22 protein-coding genes and 1 tRNA gene are annotated in these 22819 nt (G+C 49.1%); 6 read left to right on the forward strand and 17 right to left on the reverse strand.

Annotated elements, in window-relative coordinates; translation table 11 throughout:
* Positions 1-131: 131 nt before the first annotated feature.
* Entirely contained in the window at positions 132-2675 is a 2544-nt protein-coding gene (mdoH, locus tag A7Z06_RS14535; protein WP_105279474.1) for a glucans biosynthesis glucosyltransferase MdoH, read from the reverse strand.
* Positions 2668-4203, reverse strand: a complete 1536-nt coding sequence (mdoG, locus tag A7Z06_RS14540; protein WP_077629659.1) for a glucans biosynthesis protein MdoG — start codon at positions 4201-4203, stop codon at positions 2668-2670. The genes mdoH and mdoG overlap by 8 nt, the downstream gene beginning before the upstream one ends.
* 392 nt (positions 4204-4595) lie before the next feature.
* Here mdoG and mdoC point away from each other — a divergent pair, with 392 nt between their 5' ends.
* Positions 4596-5753 carry a glucans biosynthesis protein MdoC gene (gene mdoC / locus A7Z06_RS14550; RefSeq protein WP_001070367.1) on the forward strand — a complete coding sequence of 386 codons (1158 nt, stop codon included), beginning with the start codon at positions 4596-4598 and terminating at the stop codon, positions 5751-5753.
* A gap of 7 nt (positions 5754-5760) precedes the next feature.
* Here the strand turns inward: mdoC and clsC are convergent, their stop codons facing one another.
* The 6 genes from clsC to csgB all read right to left on the reverse strand — a co-directional run bounded on the left by clsC (position 5761) and on the right by csgB (position 9585).
* Complete coding sequence (gene clsC / locus A7Z06_RS14555) at positions 5761-7242, reverse strand: cardiolipin synthase ClsC (RefSeq protein ID WP_123058182.1); 1482 nt, start codon at positions 7240-7242, stop codon at positions 5761-5763.
* Positions 7184-7717: an O-acetyl-ADP-ribose deacetylase gene (gene ymdB / locus A7Z06_RS14560; protein WP_000842234.1), complete on the reverse strand. Its 534-nt coding sequence runs from the start codon at positions 7715-7717 to the stop codon at positions 7184-7186. Before ymdB ends, clsC begins: the two co-directional genes overlap by 59 nt.
* 94 nt (positions 7718-7811) lie before the next feature.
* The gene (locus A7Z06_RS14565) at positions 7812-8123 is read right to left on the reverse strand and encodes a hypothetical protein (RefSeq protein WP_000489602.1); all 312 of its coding nucleotides are present in this window, start codon (positions 8121-8123) and stop codon (positions 7812-7814) included.
* A gap of 116 nt (positions 8124-8239) precedes the next feature.
* Positions 8240-8572 (reverse strand): curli assembly chaperone CsgC, encoded by a 333-nt coding sequence (gene csgC, locus A7Z06_RS14570; RefSeq protein WP_000992819.1) that lies wholly within the window; start codon positions 8570-8572, stop codon positions 8240-8242.
* 58 nt (positions 8573-8630) lie between these two features.
* Positions 8631-9089: a curli major subunit CsgA gene (csgA, locus tag A7Z06_RS14575; RefSeq protein ID WP_000771421.1), complete on the reverse strand. Its 459-nt coding sequence runs from the start codon at positions 9087-9089 to the stop codon at positions 8631-8633.
* A 40-nt stretch (positions 9090-9129) separates the two neighbouring features.
* Complete coding sequence (gene csgB, locus A7Z06_RS14580) at positions 9130-9585, reverse strand: curli minor subunit CsgB (protein WP_010345644.1); 456 nt, start codon at positions 9583-9585, stop codon at positions 9130-9132.
* Between the two features lie 756 nt (positions 9586-10341).
* Between csgB and csgD the strand changes: the two genes are divergently transcribed.
* Genes csgD through csgG form a run of 4 tightly spaced genes read left to right on the forward strand, consistent with a single transcriptional unit; the run spans position 10342 to position 12687 of the window.
* Positions 10342-10992, forward strand: coding sequence for a biofilm master transcriptional regulator CsgD (csgD, locus tag A7Z06_RS14590; protein WP_000481491.1), 651 nt, complete (start codon positions 10342-10344; stop codon positions 10990-10992).
* A 4-nt stretch (positions 10993-10996) separates the two neighbouring features.
* Positions 10997-11386 (forward strand): curli production assembly/transport protein CsgE, encoded by a 390-nt coding sequence (gene csgE / locus A7Z06_RS14595; protein ID WP_000833234.1) that lies wholly within the window; start codon positions 10997-10999, stop codon positions 11384-11386.
* A 24-nt stretch (positions 11387-11410) separates the two neighbouring features.
* Positions 11411-11827, forward strand: coding sequence for a curli production assembly/transport protein CsgF (csgF, locus tag A7Z06_RS14600; RefSeq protein ID WP_001264078.1), 417 nt, complete (start codon positions 11411-11413; stop codon positions 11825-11827).
* 26 nt (positions 11828-11853) lie between these two features.
* The gene (gene csgG, locus A7Z06_RS14605; protein WP_001189336.1) at positions 11854-12687 is read left to right on the forward strand and encodes a curli production assembly/transport protein CsgG; all 834 of its coding nucleotides are present in this window, start codon (positions 11854-11856) and stop codon (positions 12685-12687) included.
* A gap of 62 nt (positions 12688-12749) precedes the next feature.
* Here csgG and A7Z06_RS14610 read toward each other — a convergent pair whose 3' ends face one another.
* From A7Z06_RS14610 to ghrA, 4 genes are all read right to left on the reverse strand, one after another.
* Positions 12750-13241 carry a DUF1097 domain-containing protein gene (locus A7Z06_RS14610; protein ID WP_032147879.1) on the reverse strand — a complete coding sequence of 164 codons (492 nt, stop codon included), beginning with the start codon at positions 13239-13241 and terminating at the stop codon, positions 12750-12752.
* A gap of 101 nt (positions 13242-13342) precedes the next feature.
* The gene (gene ycdY, locus A7Z06_RS14615; RefSeq protein ID WP_001001898.1) at positions 13343-13897 is read right to left on the reverse strand and encodes a molecular chaperone YcdY; all 555 of its coding nucleotides are present in this window, start codon (positions 13895-13897) and stop codon (positions 13343-13345) included.
* 23 nt (positions 13898-13920) lie between these two features.
* Positions 13921-14658, reverse strand: a complete 738-nt coding sequence (locus tag A7Z06_RS14620; protein WP_000283652.1) for a phosphatase — start codon at positions 14656-14658, stop codon at positions 13921-13923.
* A 54-nt stretch (positions 14659-14712) separates the two neighbouring features.
* Complete coding sequence (ghrA, locus tag A7Z06_RS14625) at positions 14713-15651, reverse strand: glyoxylate/hydroxypyruvate reductase GhrA (protein WP_000351340.1); 939 nt, start codon at positions 15649-15651, stop codon at positions 14713-14715.
* 233 nt (positions 15652-15884) lie between these two features.
* On the opposite strand from ghrA, the gene A7Z06_RS14630 reads away from it, so the two are divergent.
* Positions 15885-15972 (forward strand) — tRNA-Ser (locus A7Z06_RS14630).
* Positions 15973-16167: 195 nt separating this feature from the next.
* Here A7Z06_RS14630 and phoH read toward each other — a convergent pair.
* From phoH to putP, 5 genes are all read right to left on the reverse strand, one after another.
* Positions 16168-16956: a phosphate starvation-inducible protein PhoH gene (phoH, locus tag A7Z06_RS14635; RefSeq protein ID WP_000533536.1), complete on the reverse strand. Its 789-nt coding sequence runs from the start codon at positions 16954-16956 to the stop codon at positions 16168-16170.
* Between the two features lie 643 nt (positions 16957-17599).
* Entirely contained in the window at positions 17600-18871 is a 1272-nt protein-coding gene (efeB, locus tag A7Z06_RS14645) for an iron uptake transporter deferrochelatase/peroxidase subunit (protein WP_001199151.1), read from the reverse strand.
* A gap of 5 nt (positions 18872-18876) precedes the next feature.
* Positions 18877-20004 (reverse strand): iron uptake system protein EfeO, encoded by a 1128-nt coding sequence (efeO, locus tag A7Z06_RS14650; RefSeq protein ID WP_000154420.1) that lies wholly within the window; start codon positions 20002-20004, stop codon positions 18877-18879.
* 57 nt (positions 20005-20061) lie between these two features.
* Positions 20062-20892, reverse strand: coding sequence for an iron uptake transporter permease EfeU (efeU, locus tag A7Z06_RS14655; RefSeq protein WP_000497964.1), 831 nt, complete (start codon positions 20890-20892; stop codon positions 20062-20064).
* 219 nt (positions 20893-21111) lie between these two features.
* Positions 21112-22620, reverse strand: coding sequence for a sodium/proline symporter PutP (putP, locus tag A7Z06_RS14660; protein WP_066019061.1), 1509 nt, complete (start codon positions 22618-22620; stop codon positions 21112-21114).
* Positions 22621-22819 lie beyond the last annotated feature (199 nt).

Below are 22819 nucleotides of genomic sequence, written 5' to 3' on the forward strand. Positions count from 1 at the left end.
AAAAAATACCGGCATAACGCCGGTATTTTTATTGCTGACAAAATGCTTGTTGTTTTTGCCGGATGCGGCATGAACGCCTTATCCGGCCTACGAAACCTTGCAAATTCAATATATTGCAGGTATCTACACTTTTATTGCGAAGCCGCATCCGGTTTACGCAATGCCAGTGGATTCAACTTTATCCCTTCGTAGTAACTCACCCATGAAGAATATCTCTCCGGGGAATTCCAGACGCGGAAATGCAAACGAGCCATCGTCACCGGATCGCTTAGCAGCACCAGACGACGATCGCGATTCAGCTTCTCTGGCGTCTCGTTCAGCGCCTGTTCAACATGGCGGTCACGGGCGATTTCCAGCACCTTACTGGCGCGGTGACGCGCAGTGGCCATTGCCGTTGCCAGAGCGTTAAACGACGGATTAAACACTGCATGCATAAAGCCATCGTCGAGAGAACGTTGACGGTTCAACTCAAGGAAACGATCGGTATCGATCAGTACCTGAGGCGGTGAATACTCTTCCGGGATCAGGAACAGTTTCCAGCGTTTCGTGCGCAGCCCAACGGTTGTACGGCTGGAGATCACCGAAACAAACGGTGACAGAATCAGCGAGAAGACAATCGGTGCCAGCCAGAACAGGAAACGCAGATCCAGCCACGCCATACCGACCGCCCACACTAACCCCAGCAGCAACTGTGAGCCGTGGCGTTTAAACGCTTCGCCCCAGGAGGTAGAGTCGTCATCACGTTGCGGGGAATTCCACACCACTTCCCAGCCAAGGAAGGCGCTAACCACGAATACCGTATGGAACAACATACGCACCGGCGCCAACAGCACGGAGAACAGCACTTCTAACAGCAGCGATAACGTAACTCGCCAGAAGCCGCCATACTCTTTAGTCCCTTTGCACCAAATAAGCAAAATACTCAACAACTTCGGCAGGAACAGCAGCACCATCGTCGAGGCAAACAGCGCAATCGCCAGTTCAGGACGCCACTGTGGCCAGACCGGGAATAACTGCCGTGGTTGCAGGAAGTATTGCGGTTCGGTAAGCGCGTGCACGACCTGCAATGCGGTAGAGAGCGCAAGGAACATAAACCACAGCGGTGCGGAAAGATAAGACATCACGCCCGTCAGGAACACCGCGCGGTGAACCGGGTGCATCCCTTTAACCAGGAACAAACGGAAGTTCATCAGGTTACCATGGCACCAGCGGCGATCACGTTTTAACTCGTCAAGCAGGTTAGGCGGCAGTTCTTCATAAGAGCCAGGGAGATCGTAAGCAATCCATACCCCCCAGCCTGCACGGCGCATCAGTGCGGCTTCCACGAAGTCGTGCGAAAGGATTGAACCCGCAAATGATCCTTCACCAGGCAGCGGCGCCAGCGCGCAGTGCTCGATAAACGGTTTCACGCGGATAATCGCATTATGCCCCCAGTAGTGCGACTCGCCGAGCTGCCAGAAATGCAAACCGGCAGTGAACAATGGCCCATAGACACGGGTCGCAAACTGTTGGCAACGTGCATATAGCGTATCCATACCAGACGCTTTCGGCGACGACTGGATAATCCCGGCGTTCGGGTTGGCTTCCATCAGGCGCACCAGACCGCACAAACAATCACCGGTCATCACCGAGTCCGCATCCAGCACCACCATGTAGCTGTACTGGCTACCCCAGCGACGGCAGAAATCGTCAATGTTACCGCTTTTACGCTTCACGCGACGGCGGCGACGGCGATAGAAAATCTGGCCCTCGCCCTGCACTTCGGCGATCAGCTCCATCCAGGCTTTTTGTTCTGCCACACAGATGTCCGGGTTGTAGCTGTCACTCAGGATATAAACATCAAAGTGTTTGGCATTACCAGTCGCTTTCACGGATTCCCACGTTGCACGCAGACCTGCAAAAACGCGATTCACGTCTTCGTTACAGATAGGCATGATCAATGCTGTGCGATGCTCCGGATTTAACGGTTCATCGCCAACGGTTGAAGCGGAAATACTGTATTTATCGCGCCCAATAAGCAGTTGCAGGAAGCCCATCAACGCCGTCCAGAAACCGGCTGACACCCAGCAGAAAAGAACAGCGAAGAGGATCAGAATACCGGTTTGCAGCATGTAAGGCAGAAGCTGCATAAAGGAAACCCACAAATCCTGATCGACCATATCAACTGGATTAATCAGCGCCCACCCCTGATAAGGCAGAATGGTCTTCATATACCAGGTAGCGACGACGGTTTGCGCCAGAGTGAGAAGAAGCAGGATGTAACGACGGATGGTGCCGACGGTACGCCACTTTTGCTCGCTCTCCTGCTCTTCTTTGGTCAATCGCGCCAGATAGCGCGGCGTCACATCGCGCCCACGCAGACGATCCCAGAAACGACCAACCGGGTTAGTACGCCACGGATCGGGGAACATAGAAGAACGTTTTGCTTTCGGCATTGCCTTAAGCTGATCGCGCCCTTCGTCGTCTTGAATTAACTGTCCATCAGCGAGTGAATCTGGCCAGGCTTGTTCCAGACGTGCTTTTACCGACCCTTGCGGGGAGTCATCCTCTCGCGCCCAGGTTCGGTGTTCAGCATCCAGCGCCTGATGAACAGCGCGGATATCAGTCTTCGGCAATGCCGCTTTCTCGCTTGCGGAGATGGGCATTGCGTCAATGTACTCGGTTGTCTTATTCATTGGCAGGTAACTGGTAGCTCCAGGTTTCACTCAACGTTTGATCGGCATTCACCAGGGCAGCACGCATTTCAGTGGTTTTCTTGGCATCTTTCACTTTCACACGCATTACCAGACGCCAGCCTTTGGTGACCGGGTTATAGCGCACCGTGCTTTCTACAATCTCACCATTATCGCCAATGCTGGTTTGTGCAGTGACCGGTGTATTCTCTGGCAGTTTTTTCATCTCTGCGCCAGTAAAATCGACCACAAAAGCGATAGTGCCGTCAGGCTGTCGAATCAGGTTCGACTGCTTCACATCCCCCGTTGAACGACGCGTCTGCTGCACCCAAGCGTTATCAGGCGCGTGAAGTTTGTCTTCATCACGGCTGAAAGTAATGGTGTATTTAAAGTTCATCTCTTTACCTGGTTCCGGTAACTGATCCGGCGTCCAGTAAGCGACGATGTTATCGTTGGTTTCATCGTTGGTTGGAATTTCCACCAGCTCAACGCTGCCTTTGCCCCACTCCCCTTTCGGTGTCACCCACGCGCTTGGACGGAGATCGTAACGATCGTCGAGATCTTCAAAGCGGGAGAAATCGCGGCCGCGCTGCAACAGACCGAAGCCTTGCGGGTTTTCCATCGAGAAGCTGCTGATCGCCAGATGTTTCGGGTTGTTTAGCGGACGCCAGATCCACTCACCGTTACCAGCATGGATAGACAGACCGTTGGAGTCGTGCAATTCCGGACGATAATTATTCGCCGGAGATGGCTGGTTCGGCCCGAACAGGAACATACTGGTTAACGGCGCAACGCCCAGTTTGCCGACTTTATCGCGCAGGTAGATTTTCGATTGCACATCAACAACCGTGTCACGTCCCGGCATAACAACGAACTTGTAAGCGCCTGTCGCACGCGGCGAATCAAGCAACGCATAAATCGTTAAACGCTTATCGGTCGGTTTTGGACGCTCGATCCAGAACTCCTTAAAGCGTGGAAATTCTTCACCTGATGGCAAAGCGGTATCAATAGCCAGGCCTCGGGCAGAAAGACCGTAAACCTGACCTGCGCCAATCACGCGGAAATAGCTGGCCCCGAGCATGCTGACGATTTCATCATTTTTATCTTTGCTGTTGATCGGGTAAAGCACTTTAAAACCGGCAAAACCAAGGTCTTTTACCGTGTCTTTGTCATGCTGAACATCGCCGAAAGTGAAATAATCCGGGCTGTATTTGATTCTTTTTACTGCCGTTGCAGTGACTTCATTTATTTTGACCGGTGTGTCGAAGTACATACCCTGATGGTAGAACTCGAGCTTGAATGGGGTCTTCAGATTGTTCCAGTATGCTTTGTCATGATTAAACTGGATCTGTTGATAGTCCGCGTATTTCATGTCGCGGAAAACGGAGGGCAAGTTACTTTTAGGCGCCTCATAGCCTTTCCCGGCTAAGGATTGAGCTTGCTTTGCGACATCGTCAATGCTGAAGGCCCAGCTTGATGATGTATACAGGGTTAACATTACTGCAGCACTCAACCAACGCATTTTCATCATTTGTAGTTTATGTTTCATAATAAGTAAGCACTTCCCCCTTTGTGTGCTTATATCGATCCGATCTATTTTAATGGATAACCAGCCATTCCGACAACAGAATCCCGGTATTATTCAGCGCGCCGGCTCATGGATTAAGCACCTGATTGCAACCGTTTTCACTTTCCGTGCTTATCCTAAAGACAGAAGGAGCGAGTTCGTGTAGGGTTTGCCGGCAAATTTATTTATCAACCGTCTTACAGGCGCTTCCATTTTGGTTAGTGATTGCGGCTATGCCGCGCAAAAACACATTTGAAGCCTGCACCTCATGCAGCAGGTCAGTGTCGTTACGGCAAAAGCCTAAAGGCATTACCCGGCGGGGATAAGACGAAAAATCCGAGATTAGTTAACCATATATGAATCCAGTACCCGCGCAGCGTGAATATTTCCTCGACTCCATCCGCGCATGGTTGATGTTGTTAGGGATCCCTTTTCATATTTCTTTAATCTATTCAAGCCACACCTGGCATGTGAATAGCGCAGAACCGTCATGGTGGCTGACGCTTTTTAACGATTTCATCCACGCCTTCCGTATGCAGGTATTTTTCGTTATTTCCGGATATTTTTCCTACATGCTGTTTTTGCGCTACCCATTGAAAAAATGGTGGAAAGTGCGCGTTGAACGCGTAGGGATCCCGATGTTAACGGCTATTCCCCTGCTCACCTTGCCGCAATTCATTATGCTGCAATATGTCAAAGGCAAAGCGGAAAGCTGGCCTGGGCTATCATTGTATGACAAATATAATACGCTGGCCTGGGAATTAATTTCGCACCTGTGGTTTTTACTGGTGTTGGTCGTTATGACGACACTTTGCGTGTGGATATTTAAACGAATAAGAAATAATTTAGAAAATTCAGATAAAACAAATAAAACTTTCTCGATGGTTAAGCTATCGATACTATTTTTCTGTCTGGGAATTGGCTATGCAGCAATAAGAAGAACGCTATTTATCGTTTATCCACCCATTTTAAGCGATGGCATGTTCAATTTTATTTTCATGCAGACGCTGTTTTATATGCCGTTCTTTATTCTCGGTGCGCTGGCTTTCATTTTTCCTAATCTAAAAGCCTTGTTTACCACACCGTCTCGTGGATGCACTCTCGCGGCAGCACTGGCATTTGTTGCTTATTTGCTCAATCAACGCTACGGCAGCGGCGATGCCTGGATGTATGAAACCGAGTCAGTGATCACGATGGTGCTCGGCCTGTGGATGGTGAATGTGGTCTTCTCCTTTGGCCACCGTTTGCTTAATTTCCAGTCAGCGCGGGTAACCTATTTTGTAAACGCGTCGCTATTTATTTATCTGGTTCACCACCCGTTAACGCTCTTTTTCGGTGCTTACATCACTCCGCACATTACATCAAATCTGCTGGGTTTCCTCTGCGGTCTGATATTTGTGGTAGGGATTGCGATAATTCTGTACGAAATTCATTTACGCATTCCGTTGTTGAAGTTTTTGTTCTCCGGCAAACCGATCGTAAAACGCGAGAATGACAAAGCGCCAGCTCGCTAAACCATACTTACAATAACCATTCAACGGGCAATATTGACGCCAGTCTGACCATAACCCGCTTCCAGAAACTGGTGGCGGGTTCTTTTTTGAGGATAATTTCCTCCTTCCCATGGCGATCGACCCAGTTGATTCGTCCCCACCGATCCAGACGGAGCTGCCAGGCCGCATCATACTGGCTCTGAATGAAGCGTTTATCGATTAATTGTGCCAGCGTTTCGCTCTCTATCACGAAGCCCATTTCAGTATTGAGCAGCGTTGAACGCGGATCGAAATTGAATGAGCCAATAAACACTATTTTGCCATCGACACTGAATGTTTTAGCATGAAGGCTTGCGCCGGAATTACCAGTTATACCGCGATCGTGCAACGTGCTGCTTTGTTCCCGCGTCGGTTTCAGTTCATATAACTCAACGCCATAGCGGAGCAATTTTTTGCGCCAGCGAGCATACCCGGCATGAACGACAGCGACATCGTTAGCGGCAAGTGAATTGGTTAAGATAGCTATCCTGACCCCTTTTCTGACCATTCGTAAAAGCTGCGCCACTCCCGCGCGCGTTGGCACAAAATAGGAAGAGATAATATCAATACGTTCGCTGGGGGAGCCCATGATATCGAACAGGCGCTGCGGTAACAGTGAATGCCGTTTTGCCTTGCCCTCCCCTTTTGCCGGATCATCACTTAATAAACGCGTTCTTGCCCAGATAAGCGGCAATGTTCCGTCAACCAGTTGATTTATAAACGGACTTAACTCCATTTGGCACAAATAGCGATGTGTCTCGGTGTCGTTGTACCAGGACGCAGGTAGCTCAATACGGTCAGCCATTTCGCCATCGGGAACATCCAGCACCTGCTGCAACGGTGAAACTGATTTGCAATACCAGTAGCGGGCAAAATCATCGGCAACATCCTCAACAACCGGCCCTATTGCCAGGACATCTAAATCTGAAAAAAGTGGCTCTTCTCCCGCGCCGAAATAGGCATCGCCAACGTTGCGCCCGCCCACCAGCGTTACCACGCCATCGACGGTAAAACTTTTATTGTGCATACGACGATTGAGGCGGGAAAAATCGGTGATATAACCAAGCGGACGTAACAAGCGAAAAGAGAAAGGATTGAAAAGTCGAACTTCAATACGCGGGTGACTATCGAGCAAGCGTAAAATATCATCAAGACCGGGAGTATTATTGTCATCCAGCAGCAAACGGACGCGAACGCCACGCTTCGCTGCGGCTAACAGAGCCGAAAACAGCAATCGCCCCGACATATCGTCCTGCCAGATGTAATACTGAACATCCAGCGTATGCTCCGCCATTTCTGCCAGACGATATCGTGCAGCAAACGCATCCAGACTTTTATCAAGGGGGAAAATGCCGCACTGCCCAGGATGTTGCGAGCACAGCGGCAGCACCGCGCTCGCCAGCCGGGGCAAATCATTCATCTCCTTGTTGGGTAAGGAGTCTTTCGTAGAGGTGGGCATTTTCTGCATCATAACAGACAAAGTATACCTGCTCAGGCAAAGCGTGACGGGTAATAAATTCTGAAACGGTTTTTACTGCTATTTCAGCCGCTGCAGCACGCGGGTAACCATAAACGCCGGTGCTGATGGCAGGAAATGCCACTGTCGCATAGCCGTTCGCCGCTACCAGTCGTAGACTATTGAGATAGGCATCCTGCAATAACTGGTCTTCGTTTTGTTCGCCACCGCGCCAGACAGGCCCAACGGTATGCACAACAGCTTTGGCAGGGAGATCGCCCGCAAGAGTAATCACTGCATGTCCCGTGGGGCAATCGCCCTGTTGCTGGCGAACTTTCAAACAGGCATCCAGCAACGCCGGGCCGGCTGCGCGATGAATAGCGCCATCAACGCCGCCGCCCCCCATTAATGACGGATTAGCCGCATTAACAATAACATCAACGGCTAGTTTAGTAATATCACCCTGCACAACATGAATACGCGATTTCATAACGCCTCCTTACACCCTCTTGTTTCTTAAGTGTACAGCAGTGTTTTTAGGTAAATCGCATTTTTCTTGTCAGCAACGTGAGTAGTTCAGAAACTTAGTTATATTCGATGTTCATCACAGCCAGCTTTTTCTGCTCATCAAGATACTGCACTTTTACTGAGGCAATTTGCGCATTTTTAACTTTGCCACTCATTAGCTCTTTGCTGGAATACGTTTTGCTCTGTACTGGACCATTTTGCATACAGGTCATTTCAACTGGCGTTAGCAAAGAGCTCACGTCACACGCGGGTTCCACGATTTGACCATAAAAATGAATCACGCCACCTTGCGCATTGCTTTCCGCTGTTGCAAAGAAAGGAAAAACCAGGCTGCCGAGCATAAGGGAGTTTAACAACGGTCTGAACATCTATTCTGTTTCCTCAATGATTAATCATCCTTGAGGGGGTTATCCATGCTTTCAGGTTGGTCGATTCGCATCAGACCGTTCTCTTCCGGCTCGTTTTATGCTCAACTATTAATACATTAAGACTTTCCTGAAGAGGGCGGCCATTGTTGTGATAAATGAAGTGACTGTCCATCAGAAACCGTAACAACTATTTTCACCCGATCGTCCGGGGAAATATTTAAACTCAACTTCGTCAAGGCAATGGGTTGATTAGCGGGTAATGAAAGGGTCTTTTCTTGCTTCGTCTGACTTTGTCCCGAACTGCCTTCGCGTAGTGACAATATCTGAACCCGGCACAAGCATGATTGCGTAAGAGTAACTTCAGGAATAATGGTGTACATGTCACCTTGCTGGGTTGTATTAAAGGTTATCTGGCTGGAAAGTGCCGCGAGAAGTAATAACGCGTTCATACTATTCTCCCGAAAAAAAACAGGGCTTGCGCCCTGTTTCTGTCATACAAATTCTGTATTAGTACTGATGAGCGGTCGCGTTGTTACCAAAGCCAACCTGAGTTACGTTGACGCTGGAGTTAGATGCAGTCTGGTCAACTGCTGCACCGTTGCCACCACCGAACTGTTTAACAGTCATTTCAGAGTTTTTACCGTTCCACTGATCAAGAGTGGCGCTGTTACCGAAGCCACGCTGGGTCAGTTCAATTGAGCTGTCATCAGAACCTTGTCCTACGTCTGCGCCGTTACCGCCGCCGTGCTGGGTAATAGTCAGATCAGAGTTGCGGGCATCAGCCTGCAATGCAACAGCAGAGTTACCGCCACCGTACTGATAAATATTCAGCTCTGAATTCGGGCCGCTGTTATTGCCGCCACCACCGTGGTTGCCGCCGCCACCGCCGTACTGAGGAATAGAACCTGCCAGAGCGCTACCGGAGAATACGATTGCTGCAATTGCTGCTACTTTTAAAAGTTTCATGTAAAACCCCCATCGGATTGATTTAAAAGTCGAATGGAAATTAACGTTGTGTCACGCGAATAGCCATTTGCGACTGTCTCTGCACTACAATTGCCGTTTTTTGAGTACCATGCTGCGTAATATTTGCTTTATTACCAGAACCTTTCTGGATAATCATTGCAGTATTACCATATGCGCCTTGCGAAATACTGGCATCGTTGGCATTGCCCGCCTGATCAATATATGCAAGGTTATAATCTCCTGTCTGGTCAATCTTTGCCCGGTTGCTATTACCCTCTTGCGAAACAACCGACAAAAGTTTTGAGCCTCCCTGCCGTAACTGTGCACTATTATTAGTACCAGCTTGACCAACTATGGCTGCCTGATTAAATGAAGACTTACTCAATTCATTTACCGCTAAGTTATATTCTGAATTAGCTAAATCATAACCTGCTGCGGCTGCAATCCCAGGCGCACCCAGTATTGTTAACATCACAAATAACAATTTGTTTTTCATGTTGTCACCCTGGACCTGGTCGTACATTTAAGAAATTAAATCATTTCAACTTGGTTGTTAACGCAAACCGTTTTTTGTTAACGCTGCGTTACGATGGAAAGTATGTCTGCGGAAATATTTTTAATAACTCACCCGCGCGTTGTATTTTGCTTTTTTTGTTCATACCAAAGTATTAAAACTCGCGCAAATACGCTGTTATTTACGCAAAAATTATTTTGTTTTCTTTTAAAGTACCGTTTTTTGACAGCAAAAAATCGACAGTCAGCCTTCCTTCATGATTCGCGAAGATTACGTCGATATGTCTGTTTGACAAGCCGTGACAAACATCGTCTTTTTACGGCAAAAAATTGTCCATGGGCAACATCAGAGAAAGTAAGAAATTTTCACACGACAAAAGAACTATGTGAAAATAATTTTTATATGGATAATTATGGACTTAGCGTAATTTGTATGACTTTTTAAAATTGTGCAATAAAAGCCATATGTACAACTTTTCTATCAATTCTAAACTCCACAACCACGCCGCGTTAACATTTTAAAATTCCAGATTACATTTTGTTACACGTTTAACACTTGATTTAAGATTTGTAATGGCTAGATTGAAATCAGATGTAATCCATTAGTTTTATATTTTACCCATTTAGGGTTGATTTATTACTACACACAGCAGTGCAACATCTGTCAGTACTTCTGGTGCCTCTATTTTATAAAGGCAGCTGTCAGGTGTGCGATTAATAAAAAAAGCGGGGTTTCATCATGTTTAATGAAGTCCATAGTATTCATGGTCATACATTACTGTTGATCACTAAACCTTCTTTGCAGGCGACCGCGTTATTGCAGCATTTAAAACAATCGCTGGCAATCACAGGAAAACTGCATAATATTCAACGTTCTCTGGACGATATATCTTCTGGCTGCATTATTCTGTTGGATATGATGGAAGCAGATAAAAAGCTCATTCATTACTGGCAGGATACATTAAGCAGAAAACACAACAACATTAAAACGCTGTTGTTAAATACTCCAGATGATTACCCGTACCGCGACATTGAAAACTGGCCGCATATCAATGGTGTTTTTTACGCCATGGAGGATCAAGAACGCGTAGTCAATGGGTTGCAAGGCGTCTTACGTGGTGAATGCTACTTTACGCAAAAGCTTGCCAGTTACTTGATTACACATTCCGGTAACTATCGTTATAACAGCACGGAATCTGCCCTCCTTACTCATAGGGAAAAAGAGATCCTTAATAAGCTGCGTATCGGCGCCTCCAATAACGAGATTGCTCGTTCGCTGTTCATCAGCGAAAACACGGTAAAAACGCATCTTTATAATCTTTTCAAAAAGATAGCAGTTAAAAACCGAACACAAGCGGTCTCATGGGCAAACGATAACCTCAGGCGATAAAGCCATGAAACGTTATTTATGCTGGATTGTAGCAGTAGAACTTCTCTTCGCTGCGGGAAATGTTCACGCCGTTGAAGTAGAAGTACCGGGATTGTTAACTGACCATACTGTTTCCTCTATTGGCCATGATTTTTACCGTGCCTTTAGTGATAAATGGGAAAGTGACTACACCGGTAACTTAACAATTAATGAAAGACCCAGTGCACGATGGGGAAGCTGGATCACAATAACGGTGAATCAGGACGTTATTTTCCAGACATTTTTATTCCCATTGAAAAGAGACTTCGAGAAAACTGTTGTCTTTGCACTGATTCAAACTGAAGAAGCACTAAATCGTCGCCAGATAAATCAGGCGTTATTGAGTACGGGCGATTTGGCGCATGATGAATTTTAAATAAAAAATTGTTCGGAGGCTGCAATGCGTGTCAAACATGCAGTAGTTCTACTCATGCTTATTTCACCATTAAGTTGGGCAGGAAATATGACTTTCCAGTTCCGCAATCCAAACTTTGGTGGTAACCCGAATAACGGCGCTTTTTTATTAAATAGTGCCCAGGCACAGAACTCGTATAAAGATCCGAGCTATGACGATGACTTTGGTATTGAAACGCCATCGGCGTTAGATAACTTTACTCAGGCCATTCAGTCCCAAATTTTAGGTGGACTGTTGTCGAATATTAACACGGGTCAGCCAGGGAGAATGGTAACCAATGAATATATTGTTGATATTGCCAACCGCGATGGTCAATTGCAGTTGAATGTGACGGATCGCAAGACAGGACAAACCTCGACCATCCAGGTTTCGGGTTTACAAAATAACTCAACCGATTTTTAAGCCCCAGCTTCATAAGGAAAATAATCATGCAGCGCTTATTTGTTTTGGTTGCCGTCATGTTGCTGAGCGGATGCTTAACCGCCCCACCTAAAGAAGCCGCCAGACCGACATTAATGCCTCGTGCCCAGAGCTACAAAGATTTGACCCACCTGCCAGCGCCAACGGGTAAGATCTTTGTTTCGGTATACAACATTCAGGACGAAACCGGGCAATTTAAACCCTACCCGGCGAGTAACTTCTCCACTGCTGTTCCGCAAAGCGCCACTGCGATGCTGGTCACGGCATTGAAAGATTCTCGCTGGTTTATACCGCTGGAACGTCAGGGCTTACAAAACCTGCTCAACGAACGCAAGATTATTCGTGCGGCACAGGAAAACGGCACTGTCGCGGTAAACAACCGAATCCCGCTTCAATCGTTGACCGCAGCCAATATCATGGTTGAAGGCTCTATTATTGGTTATGAAAGCAACGTCAAATCGGGCGGTGTTGGGGCGAGATATTTTGGTATTGGTGCAGATACGCAATACCAACTTGATCAGATTGCCGTGAACCTGCGCGTCGTCAATGTAAGTACCGGTGAGATCCTCTCTTCGGTGAACACCAGTAAGACGATCCTTTCCTATGAAGTCCAGGCGGGTGTCTTCCGCTTTATTGACTACCAGCGGTTACTGGAAGGGGAAGTGGGTTATACCTCTAACGAACCGGTTATGCTCTGTCTAATGTCCGCCATCGAAACAGGCGTTATCTTCCTGATTAACGACGGCATCGACCGTGGCTTGTGGGATTTACAGAATAAATCAGAGCGGCAGAATGACATTCTGGTGAAATACCGTCACTTATCAGTACCACCGGAATCCTGATACATAAAAAAGCCGGAGTTTATTCCGGCCCTTTACGATTCAATCTAAAGCGTGAGTGCTCCTCACGCTTTATTTTTGACTTGTTGCTCACGGTGAGCGGACTTAGCACTGCGCGCCGCCAGCCAAAGACCGCTGTTTTTCATTGCGTAACCAAACACCAGCCCAAGCGCCAGCGAAGGTAGCACCAGCTTCCAGTTCCCTTGCCCGGCAAACGTCGCACATGCGCCAATAAACGTCCCCGGAACAAACGACAACAATACCTGTTTCGCCTGAATACACATCAGAAAAGCGACAATACCGGTTATGACATAACCGAGAATTTCCAGATGTGGTGCCAGAGCACTGCCGTAAATAATAACCATCGCCCACACCACGCCGCTAAGCAGTGTTGCAGCGGAAATAGCCAGCCCTTTTAGCCCACCTTGCGGACAGGCAAAGTAGGCCGTACAGCCCAGGAAACCTGCCCAGCTAAGTAAGCCAAGGGAAACAGCCACCCAGCCCCAGATACCGGAGAGAATGCCTGTTGTGATTGCAATAGAGAGAAGTATGTTCATGCCGCGCATGATAGCAGAAAACGCGACTATGAATGAGATCGAGCACACATTTTATGCAACAGCTATATATAGATTGCAGTAATGAGTGATTCCGATCACATTTATTCCTCTGATTCTTCCTCAAGTTCATCCCACATTGCGCTGATTGCATCGCGGGTTAGCGGTGCCATGGTGCGCCAGAACGGTGTAGTCGCATGAGCCTCAACTTTACCGAGAAATGCGCCGCACCAGGGCAACAGATACTCGCTAAACAGTGTTTCCAGAGCTTCGCTTTCATCCTCTGTTGACTGATCTTCCAGCCAGGAAGCGGCCAGCAGCAAAGTACCAATGTGATCGGCTGGCGTATCCGCTAACGGCATACCGCGTTCGGAAAGGAAAGTACGGACTTCTGTTTCTGTGGCGCCCTCAACCCAGGTGCTGCGATAAGGTGAAACTGCGCATTCATCACCGACGAATAATGCATTGTAATCGGCAGAAACTTGCGCCATATCACAGCTTTTCTGCAAACGCGCCAGCAATTCATCCTGTTCCAGCGGCCAGTTCGCCGCCAGTTTCCCTTCACGAATTAAGGTAAACAGCGGAACCAGTAAAGGATCCTGCGGTTGACGGTAATAGAGCGAACCCAGCACACGACACAGGATAGAAAACTCGTTCATTAATTTATTTCCGTTAATAGCAATTAAAGATCAGCAAATTCCGCAATCGGCGCCATACCGCGAGATTCAAGGAAATTCAGCAAACGGCGTGGCGAAACATTCAATATTCTCTCTTCCGGAAAATCCACTGCGTCGAGGATCTTACGGCATTCTTCAAAATCGCCCATGGTAAAAGCGGTATGAGAATCCGATCCTAACGCGACCCAACCTCCGGCATCGCGCACCGCAGCGGCAACCGCACGGCAGTTATCTTCACTGCCCTTACGCGAATGTAAGAATGAGGAGTTATTGATTTCCAGCGCCACCTGATACTTAGCAGCAGCTTCAGCAACAGCTTTAAAATCAATTGGATATCGTGGATTTCCGGGATGGCTAACCACGTGCACATGCCCACTCGCCATCGCGGCAATCATGGCCTGAGTATTCGTAGCTTCATCATGCGGCGCAAAAACCGGTTCATGAAAACCAGCAATGATCAGATCCAGTGAGTCAAACATTTTGCCGCTGCAATCAATTTCACCATCAATATTTTTGATATTGGCTTCGATGCCACGCAGGATCCCCACCCCATCGACGACTCGCGGCCAGATACGCATATTAATGAAGTGCCAGTGATGCGGTGCATCTTCCATATCAGGGCCATGATCGGTGATCGCAAAAAGTTTAATGCCTTTCTGTTTGGCCTGGGCAATGTAATCACTTAATGTGCTATATGCATGTGTACTGGCAACGGTATGCATATGAAGGTCGACGGGATACATAACTCTCTCCTGTATTCAATTCCCGCCAAGGATAGCAGGAATCCGTATGGTTTATTAGTAGCCTCGTACACGGTCGACTTGTCCGCTGACCGTCTTCCCTTTTTCGAGTTGTGTAATGGCGCGAGCAATGTACTCCACCGCTTCAACGGGTCGGGTAATGGCTGCAACATGTGGTGTTATTGTCACGCGTGGATGTTGCCAGAGCGGACTTTCAGGCGGTAAAGGTTCACGATTAAAAACATCCAGCATCGCCGCTTTAACTTTACCGCTATCCAGCGCCGCAAGCAGGTCATCTTCTACCACATGAACGCCACGCGCCAGGTTGAGGAGATATGCGCCATCCGGTAATTTTTCTAATAATTGTTGATTAATAATGCCGACGGTTTCAGGCGTATTCGGTAACAGATTAATTAATACACGACATTGACTCAAAAATTTGCCCAACTCTTCAGTTCCGGCAAAACTTTGTACACCGGGCCAGCTTTTATGGCTACGGCTCCAGCAACGCAGCGGAAAACGCCAGGTCTGCAAGCTCTGTGCGACTTTACTGCCTAATACGCCAGCCCCCAGGATGCCGATAGTAAAATCTTCCCGTTGATACTCAGGCAGAGGTTGCCAAAACGAAGCATTTTGCTGCGCTCGATAATCGTCAAAACGTCTGAACCAATGGAGCACCTGACTGACAGCATATTCCTGCATTTGCTCGCCCATACCGGTATCTTCCAGACGAAAAAGCGGAATAGACGGTTTCAGCATTTCAGGGTACGTCTGTAATTTACTCAAAATCGAATCAACACCGGCACCCAATGCGAACACGGCCTTAAGGTCACGACCTGCCAACATTTCAACAGGCGGATGCCAGACCAAAGCATAATCCGCAGGATGATTATCACCGGTTTTCCATGCTCTGACTCTGGCCTGAGGAATAGCTTTACCCAGCGCATCAATCCACCAGGCGGTATCGAACACAGGATGATAAAAAATGATATCCATACTAACTCCCGAAAGCGGTTGTGCGGAATTTACCCGCACTTATCATTATGATCTACAAAGCACCTCAGCATAACAAATCCACTACCGGTGGCAAAAAAAGCAAACTCTGCTTACTAAAAGCGCAGATTGATTGAAGTTTGAATAAACGCGCTATTTTTTAAAAAAGTTTGTTGACCTCAGGCCGTGATTTCCCTAAATTAGCGCCCGTTCCAGCAAGACAGGAACGACAATTTGGTGAGGTGTCCGAGTGGCTGAAGGAGCACGCCTGGAAAGTGTGTATACGGCAACGTATCGGGGGTTCGAATCCCCCCCTCACCGCCATCTTTTAAGAAGAGCCCGTACGTAAGTACGGGCTTTTTTTTCGCATATTGCACGCACCGGGGGGATGAGAAGCCCCGACAGGGGTTCGACAACTGGCGACAGTCCGCGAACACAGTGAGTGGACTGCACCTTACTCAGTTGGGTGTCCAACTTTTGGGGTGCACTCCACGCCAGGGCTTTGTACCATTAAAACTCTCAACTATAGGCATGTAGCGTACGTTGGCAAAGTGCCGAACGCACGCAATCCTCTTTACCGAATCGGACAATCCCGACCATTTCATCTTCTTCGAAACGTTCCAGCGCGTCACTTAAGCCGGAGCGCACACCGCGAGGTAAATCGCACTGTGTAATATCTCCGTTAACAATAACCGTCACGTTCTCCCCCAGACGGGTTAAAAACATTTTCATTTGTGCGGCAGTCACATTCTGCGCCTCATCAAGAATGACGACCGCATTTTCAAATGTACGTCCACGCATATAGGCGAACGGCGCGATTTCGACCTTCCCTATCTCCGGCCGCAGGCAGTATTGCATAAAGGAAGCGCCCAACCGCCGAACCAGCACGTCGTAGACCGGACGAAAATAAGGAGCAAACTTTTCTGCAATATCTCCAGGTAAGAAGCCAAGATCTTCATCGGCTTGCAGAACAGGACGGGTGACGATAATCCTGTCGACATCCTTATGTATCAGGGCTTCTGCCGCTTTTGCCGCACTGATCCAGGTTTTACCACACCCGGCTTCGCCCGTGGCGAATATCAGTTGCTTACTCTCAATAGCCTTCAGATAGTGCAATTGCGCTTCATTTCGCGCGAGGATTGGCGAGGTATCGCGACTGTCGCGAGCCATGCCAATGGCTTCTACGCCGCTCATCTGCACAAGCGAGGTGACCGATTCTTCTTCACGCTGTTTATGGCTGCGCGAATCCCGTCTCAGCACACGTTTTGCCTCGCGACGAGCTTTGATCACTGCTTTTTGTCTTCCCATGGAGAGCACCTTGAGTTGTTTGTATTCATCACACGCGCCGTTGGCAGCGCGATTATGCGCACGAACATCAGAGGGTTGGCTTCCTTGTAAGCCATAGTTTGCTTTTGGAAATAACACCGAAAACGGCTACGCGCACCGTTAAAGGCGTCGGTAACACGAATAAAGAAAGGAAGTGGGTAAAAATACAGAGTGACGAGATGACTACCGGAGGAGAAATCTCCGCGAGTGGTGGAGCGTTGCTTAACAAAACATTGTCCAGTACAGGACGTTACCATCCGCGATCTCCATAGTGACTGACTATCACTGCCGGGAACTACCGCTGTTACTTAATAAGTACAACAGTTTTCGCATTTGTTGCAACAATATATTTACTTATATTTAACCATAAAGCACCATTTAGATGGCATTAGCTTCTACTGGAAAGATGACAGAGTGATGACAGTGATGGTAAAAGCTGTGTACTTTCAGCAGGATTCGCGTTTGCTGGTAAAATGAGCCTTGTGCTTGCCGGATGCGGCGTGAACGCCTTATTCTGCCTACCGATCCGGCACCGATTGTAGGCCTGATAAGACGCGCAAGCGTCGCATCAGGCATCAGCGCACGAACGTCGGATGCGGCGTAAACGCCTATCCGCCTAAAAACATTAAACCCGCAATAATGCGCTTCCGAGATAATCGTTCGTGTCCTTCACCCCTGGCAATGCAAAGAAATAACCGCCACCGATAGGTTTGACGTATTCCTCCAGCGCCTCGCCATTCAGTCTTTTTTGTACTGTCAGAAAGCCCTTTTCCAGATCGTGTTGGTAGCAAACGAACAGTAGCCCCATATCCAGTTGCCCGGAGTTGGTGACGCCCAGTGAATAACTGTAGCCACGGCGCAACATCAGGCTGGACTCACTCTCTGGCGTGCGCGGATTCGCCAGCCGGATATGGCTGTCCAGCGCAATCACCTTACCTTCAGGATCGCTGGCGTAATCGGGCACATCATGCTCGTGCTGCATTCCCAGCGGAGCACCGGTTTGCTTATCACGACCAAAAATCGTCTGCTGTTCTTTCAGTGGCGTTCTGTCCCAAAACTCCACCCGAAACTGAATCAACCGCACCGCCTGGTAGCTGCCGCCGATGGTCCAGGCAGGTTCCTGCTGATCTGCCGTGACCCACACCACTTTTTGCATCAACTTCGCATTATGGCTGTCGGGATTAGCAGTGCCGTCTTTGAAGCCCAGCAAATTAATTGGCGTCTCTTTGCCTTTACTTCGCGCCGCATGATCGGAAATAAACCCTTCCCGCTTCCAGCGCACGCTGAGCAAATCCGGCGTGTGTTTAATGATATCGCGCAGCGCATGGATCACCGTGTCCTGGGTGTTGGCGCAAATCTGTAGCAACACATCTCCATGACATAACGCTGCATCAAGCGAGTCGTTGGGGAAACGCGTCATCTTCTGCAACTTTTTCGGCATCTGTGGCGCAAGGCCAAACCGCTCATCAAACAACGAGTGACCAACAGACAACGTGATGGTGAGATTATCGGGCGCAATGTAGCCGCCGAGAATGCCGGAATCGAGTGGCGGCAGGCGCGGATTTGGTGTTTCTGGTGCCGCTCCTCCCTGAGTCAGAAAAGCAAAACGCTGAGTCAACAAGCGAAACAACCGCTCAAGATCGGCTTTATCACTGGCAAGCACATCAAACGCCACCAGCATCATTGCGGCCTGCTGTGGCGTCACAATCCCCGCCTGATGTTCGCCATAAAAAGGCTGTTTCTCATTGCGCGCATCCGGCGAAAGCGTACCCGGCGCACTTTGCGTTTTTTGTGCATGAGCGACCGGGCAACTCCCCGCCAGCGCCAGCGCGCCAATCCCTTTCAGTAAACGTCGGCGTGACGGTTCATTCACGCCGTTTTCATCTTCATACTGCATAACGCTTAGTCCAGCCCCAGCACACCGCGAAGTTGCGCCAGATCTTCCGCCAGCGCGGTAATCGGGCCTTTTAGCGCATTACGGTCAGCATCGGTCAGCTTGTCGTAAGTTTCAAAACCGTCTTTGGTACGGTATTTCGCCAGAATGGTATCGACCTTTTTGAAGTTGGCATCGACTTTTGCCAGCAATTCCGGGTTAGCTTTTTGCAGTTGTGGACGCAGCAGATCGACAATTTTCTGCGAGCCTTCAACGTTAGCCTGGAAATCCCACAGATCGGTGTGGCTGTAGCGATCTTCTTCACCGCTGATTTTGCTGGCTGCCACTTCCTCAATCAGTCCCGCTGCGCCGCCGACCACTTTTGAAGGGGGGAAAGCCAGTTCACTGATGCGTTTATGCAAATCAACCACATCGGTATAAAGCTGGTCAGCGTACTGATCCATTCCTTTGGTGGTGTTGTCGCCAAACAAGGCTTTTTCCAGACGGTGGAAACCGGTGAATTTTGGGTCGGCGGCTTTTTGCTCGTAATCATCCTCACGGGCGTCAATGCTGCCATCCAGATCGGAGAACAGTTCAGCGATCGGTTCAATGCGCTCATAGTGCTGGCGCGTCGGTGCATACAGTGCTTTCGCTTTTTCGATATCGCCCGCTTTAATGGCGTCGGTAAAGGCTTTAGTGTCGGTCACCAGCTGCGTGGTTTCCGCCATGACATACGCCTTATATGCGGTAATTGCACCGCCGAGGCTTAACAGTGCATCACTTTGCGCCGCATCCGCTGTCGCCTCGCCTTTGACGATCAACTTCCCTTTCGGGTTAGTCAGCAGACCGCAGGTCATATCGTATTCACCAGGCTGTAAATTCGCCGTCATTTTCTGGCTAAAGCCAGGGGCGATATTTTCCCGCTCTTCCACCACCATCACGCCTTTGAGGATCTCCCACTCCAGCGCCTTCTGGCTGTGGTTCTGAATAATGAACTGTGTTTTCCCGGCGTTAACCGTAATGGTCATCGGTTCGCACTGCTTATCCGTCACGGTCACTTTGACTTGCGGAATATCGGCGGCGTTAGCCATAAAAGCAGAAGAGAACAGCGCAGCCACGCTTAATTGCAGTGCGCTACGACGGAAGTTAATGGTCATGACGAGACTATCCCTTTAAAGTATGTTGTAACTAAGCAAGAGTTTGCGTCGTATTTGTTACGCGGAGCGAGACGCTGTCGCCCCTGCACGTGGCGGCAGAGCAAACGCCACCAGCGCCGGGATGAGATAAATAAACCAGACGGCGACTTCGCTGACGCTCGGCGCTTCCTGATAACCAAAAATCCCTTCCATCAGCGTGCCAAACAGCGAGTGAGTTGACAGCACCGCGCTCATATCGAAGGCGATTTCCTGAAAGTGGTTCCACAATCCGGCTTCATGAAATGCGCGAATAGCACCAGCTGCCAGCCCTGCGGCGACGAAGAGAATAAACAGGCTGGTCCATTTGAAAAATGCGCCAAGATTGAGGCGAATACCGCCCCAGTAGAGCAGGAAACCAAGCACCACGGCAGTGGCGAGGCCAAGCATTGCGCCGAGTGGCGGCCAGATCCCGACATCTTGTTGAAATGCCGCCAGCAGGAAAAAGACCGACTCCAGCCCTTCCCTTGCAACGGCAAAAAAGACCATCATCACCAGCGCCCAGCCGTGATGATTCCCGCGCTGCAATGCGCTATCGACCGCCTGCTCCAGTTGCACTTTGACGTTGCGCGACACTTTGCGCATCCAGAAAACCATCCAGGTGAGGATCACCACGGCGATCACCGCCACGATACCTTCGAACAGTTCCTGTTCTTTTTGCGGAAATTCGCCGGTAGTTTCGTTAATGAAGATACCCAGCCCCAGGCACAACGCAGCGGCAAGCAACACGCCAACCCACATCACACCAATCCATCGGCCTCGCTGGGTACGCTTAAGATAGCTGGCAATCAAACTGACAATCAGCGCGGCTTCAAGTCCTTCGCGCAACATAATGAGAAACGGAACAAACATGCCACCCACCCTTAAACGTTTTTCTGAATCAATCTATGCAAAGAAAAGTAAATCGCAGTGATAGCGATTATCATTACGGCGGAGAAAAACACAAGCGGAATGTAGTGATAATGATGAGGAAATGTAAAATTTTTTTTGCGAGAAAACACAGAGGGCAATCACTGATTGCCCTCTTCTGCTTCCCATTATGACGTGGGATTTTCGGTAAAACGCCTTCCCTTAACCTTCCTGCAACCGTGACGGCGGCGCCGAATGATAATGCGCATCTGCTTCAGCAAAACGTTTTTGCATCGCCGCTGACGGCGCTTTACCCAGCAAACTGAACACCACAATCCCGATACTGCCGAAGATAAAGCCCGGAATAATTTCGTACAGCCCCAGCCAGCCGAACTGCTTCCAGACGATAACCGTCAGCGCACCGATGATCATCCCCGCCAGCGCACCGTTGCGCGTCATGCGTGACCACATCACCGAGAACAGCACCACTGGACCAAACGCCGCGCCAAAGCCTGCCCACGCGTAGCTCACCAGCCCCAGCACGCGGTTTTCCGGGTTCGCCGCCAGCGCAATGGCCACCAACGCCACCACCAGCACCATCACACGCCCTACCCACACCAGCTCTTTCTGGCTGGCATGTTTACGCAGAAACGCTTTGTACAGATCTTCGGTAATCGCACTGGAACATACCAGCAGCTGGCAGCTTAACGTTGACATCACCGCAGCCAGAATCGCCGACAGCAGGATCCCGGCAATCCACGGGTTAAACAGAATTTGCGCCAGTTCGATAAACACGCGCTCAGCGTTCTGATTTACCGCACCAGCCAACGCCGGATGATCGTTAAAGTAAGCAATCCCAAAGAAGCCGACAGCCACCGCCCCTGCCAGGCAGAGGATCATCCAGGTCATACTGATACGACGCGCATGGACAATGCTGTGGTGAGAATCTGCCGCCATAAAACGCGCCAGGATGTGCGGCTGCCCGAAGTAACCCAGCCCCCAACCCATCAGTGAGATAATGGCAACAAAGTTCAGCCCTTTGAGCATATCAACGTTTTCGATGCTCTTTTGTTTGATCACTTCCAGCGAGTCACCAAAACCACCGACGCTGATAATGACGATAACCGGCGTCAGGATCAGGGCAAAAATCATCAGACTGGCCTGTACGGTATCGGTCCAGCTCACCGCGAGGAACCCACCAATAAAGGTATAAAGGATGGTCGCCGCTGCACCTGCCCACAGAGCCGTTTCGTAGCTCATGCCAAAGGTGCTTTCAAACAGACGCGCGCCTGCCACAATGCCCGAAGCGCAATAAATGGTGAAGAACAGCAAAATAACCAGCGCGGAGATAATACGCAAAATACGGCTTTTATCTTCAAAGCGCCCGGTGAAATAATCCGGCAAGGTTAAGGCGTTATTGTTGTATTCGGTATGCACACGCAACCGCCCGGCCACCAGCTTCCAGTTAATCCATGCGCCTAATGTCAGGCCAATAGCGATCCAGCTTTCAGAAATCCCGGAAAGAAACACCGCGCCCGGCAACCCCATTAACAGCCAGCCGCTCATATCCGACGCACCCGCCGATAACGCCGTCACAAACGGCCCAAGGCTGCGACCGCCCAGAATATAGTCGTCAAAGTTTTTAGTTGATCGCCAGGCGATAAACCCAATCAATATCATGCCAAAGATATAGACACAAAATGTCACCAACATCGGTGTGCTAATAGCCATCTAAAGTCTCCAAAAAATTATTATCGGCAATGTCGAAACTTGCCGTTATATCTGCCACCGGAACGGGGTAACAGAGTTTATGTTTACCAGGGCGACCGTATCCTGCCGGAAGCGTTGGTTATTCACAATCGATTTAACACATCATTTACATTAAATTTTAGTGCCCAGCGATACTATTTTTCATCAGGTTGCACTCCCT

This window comes from Escherichia sp. MOD1-EC6819 (genome assembly GCF_002965765.1).
Classification (GTDB): Bacteria; Pseudomonadota; Gammaproteobacteria; order Enterobacterales; family Enterobacteriaceae; genus Escherichia; species Escherichia ruysiae.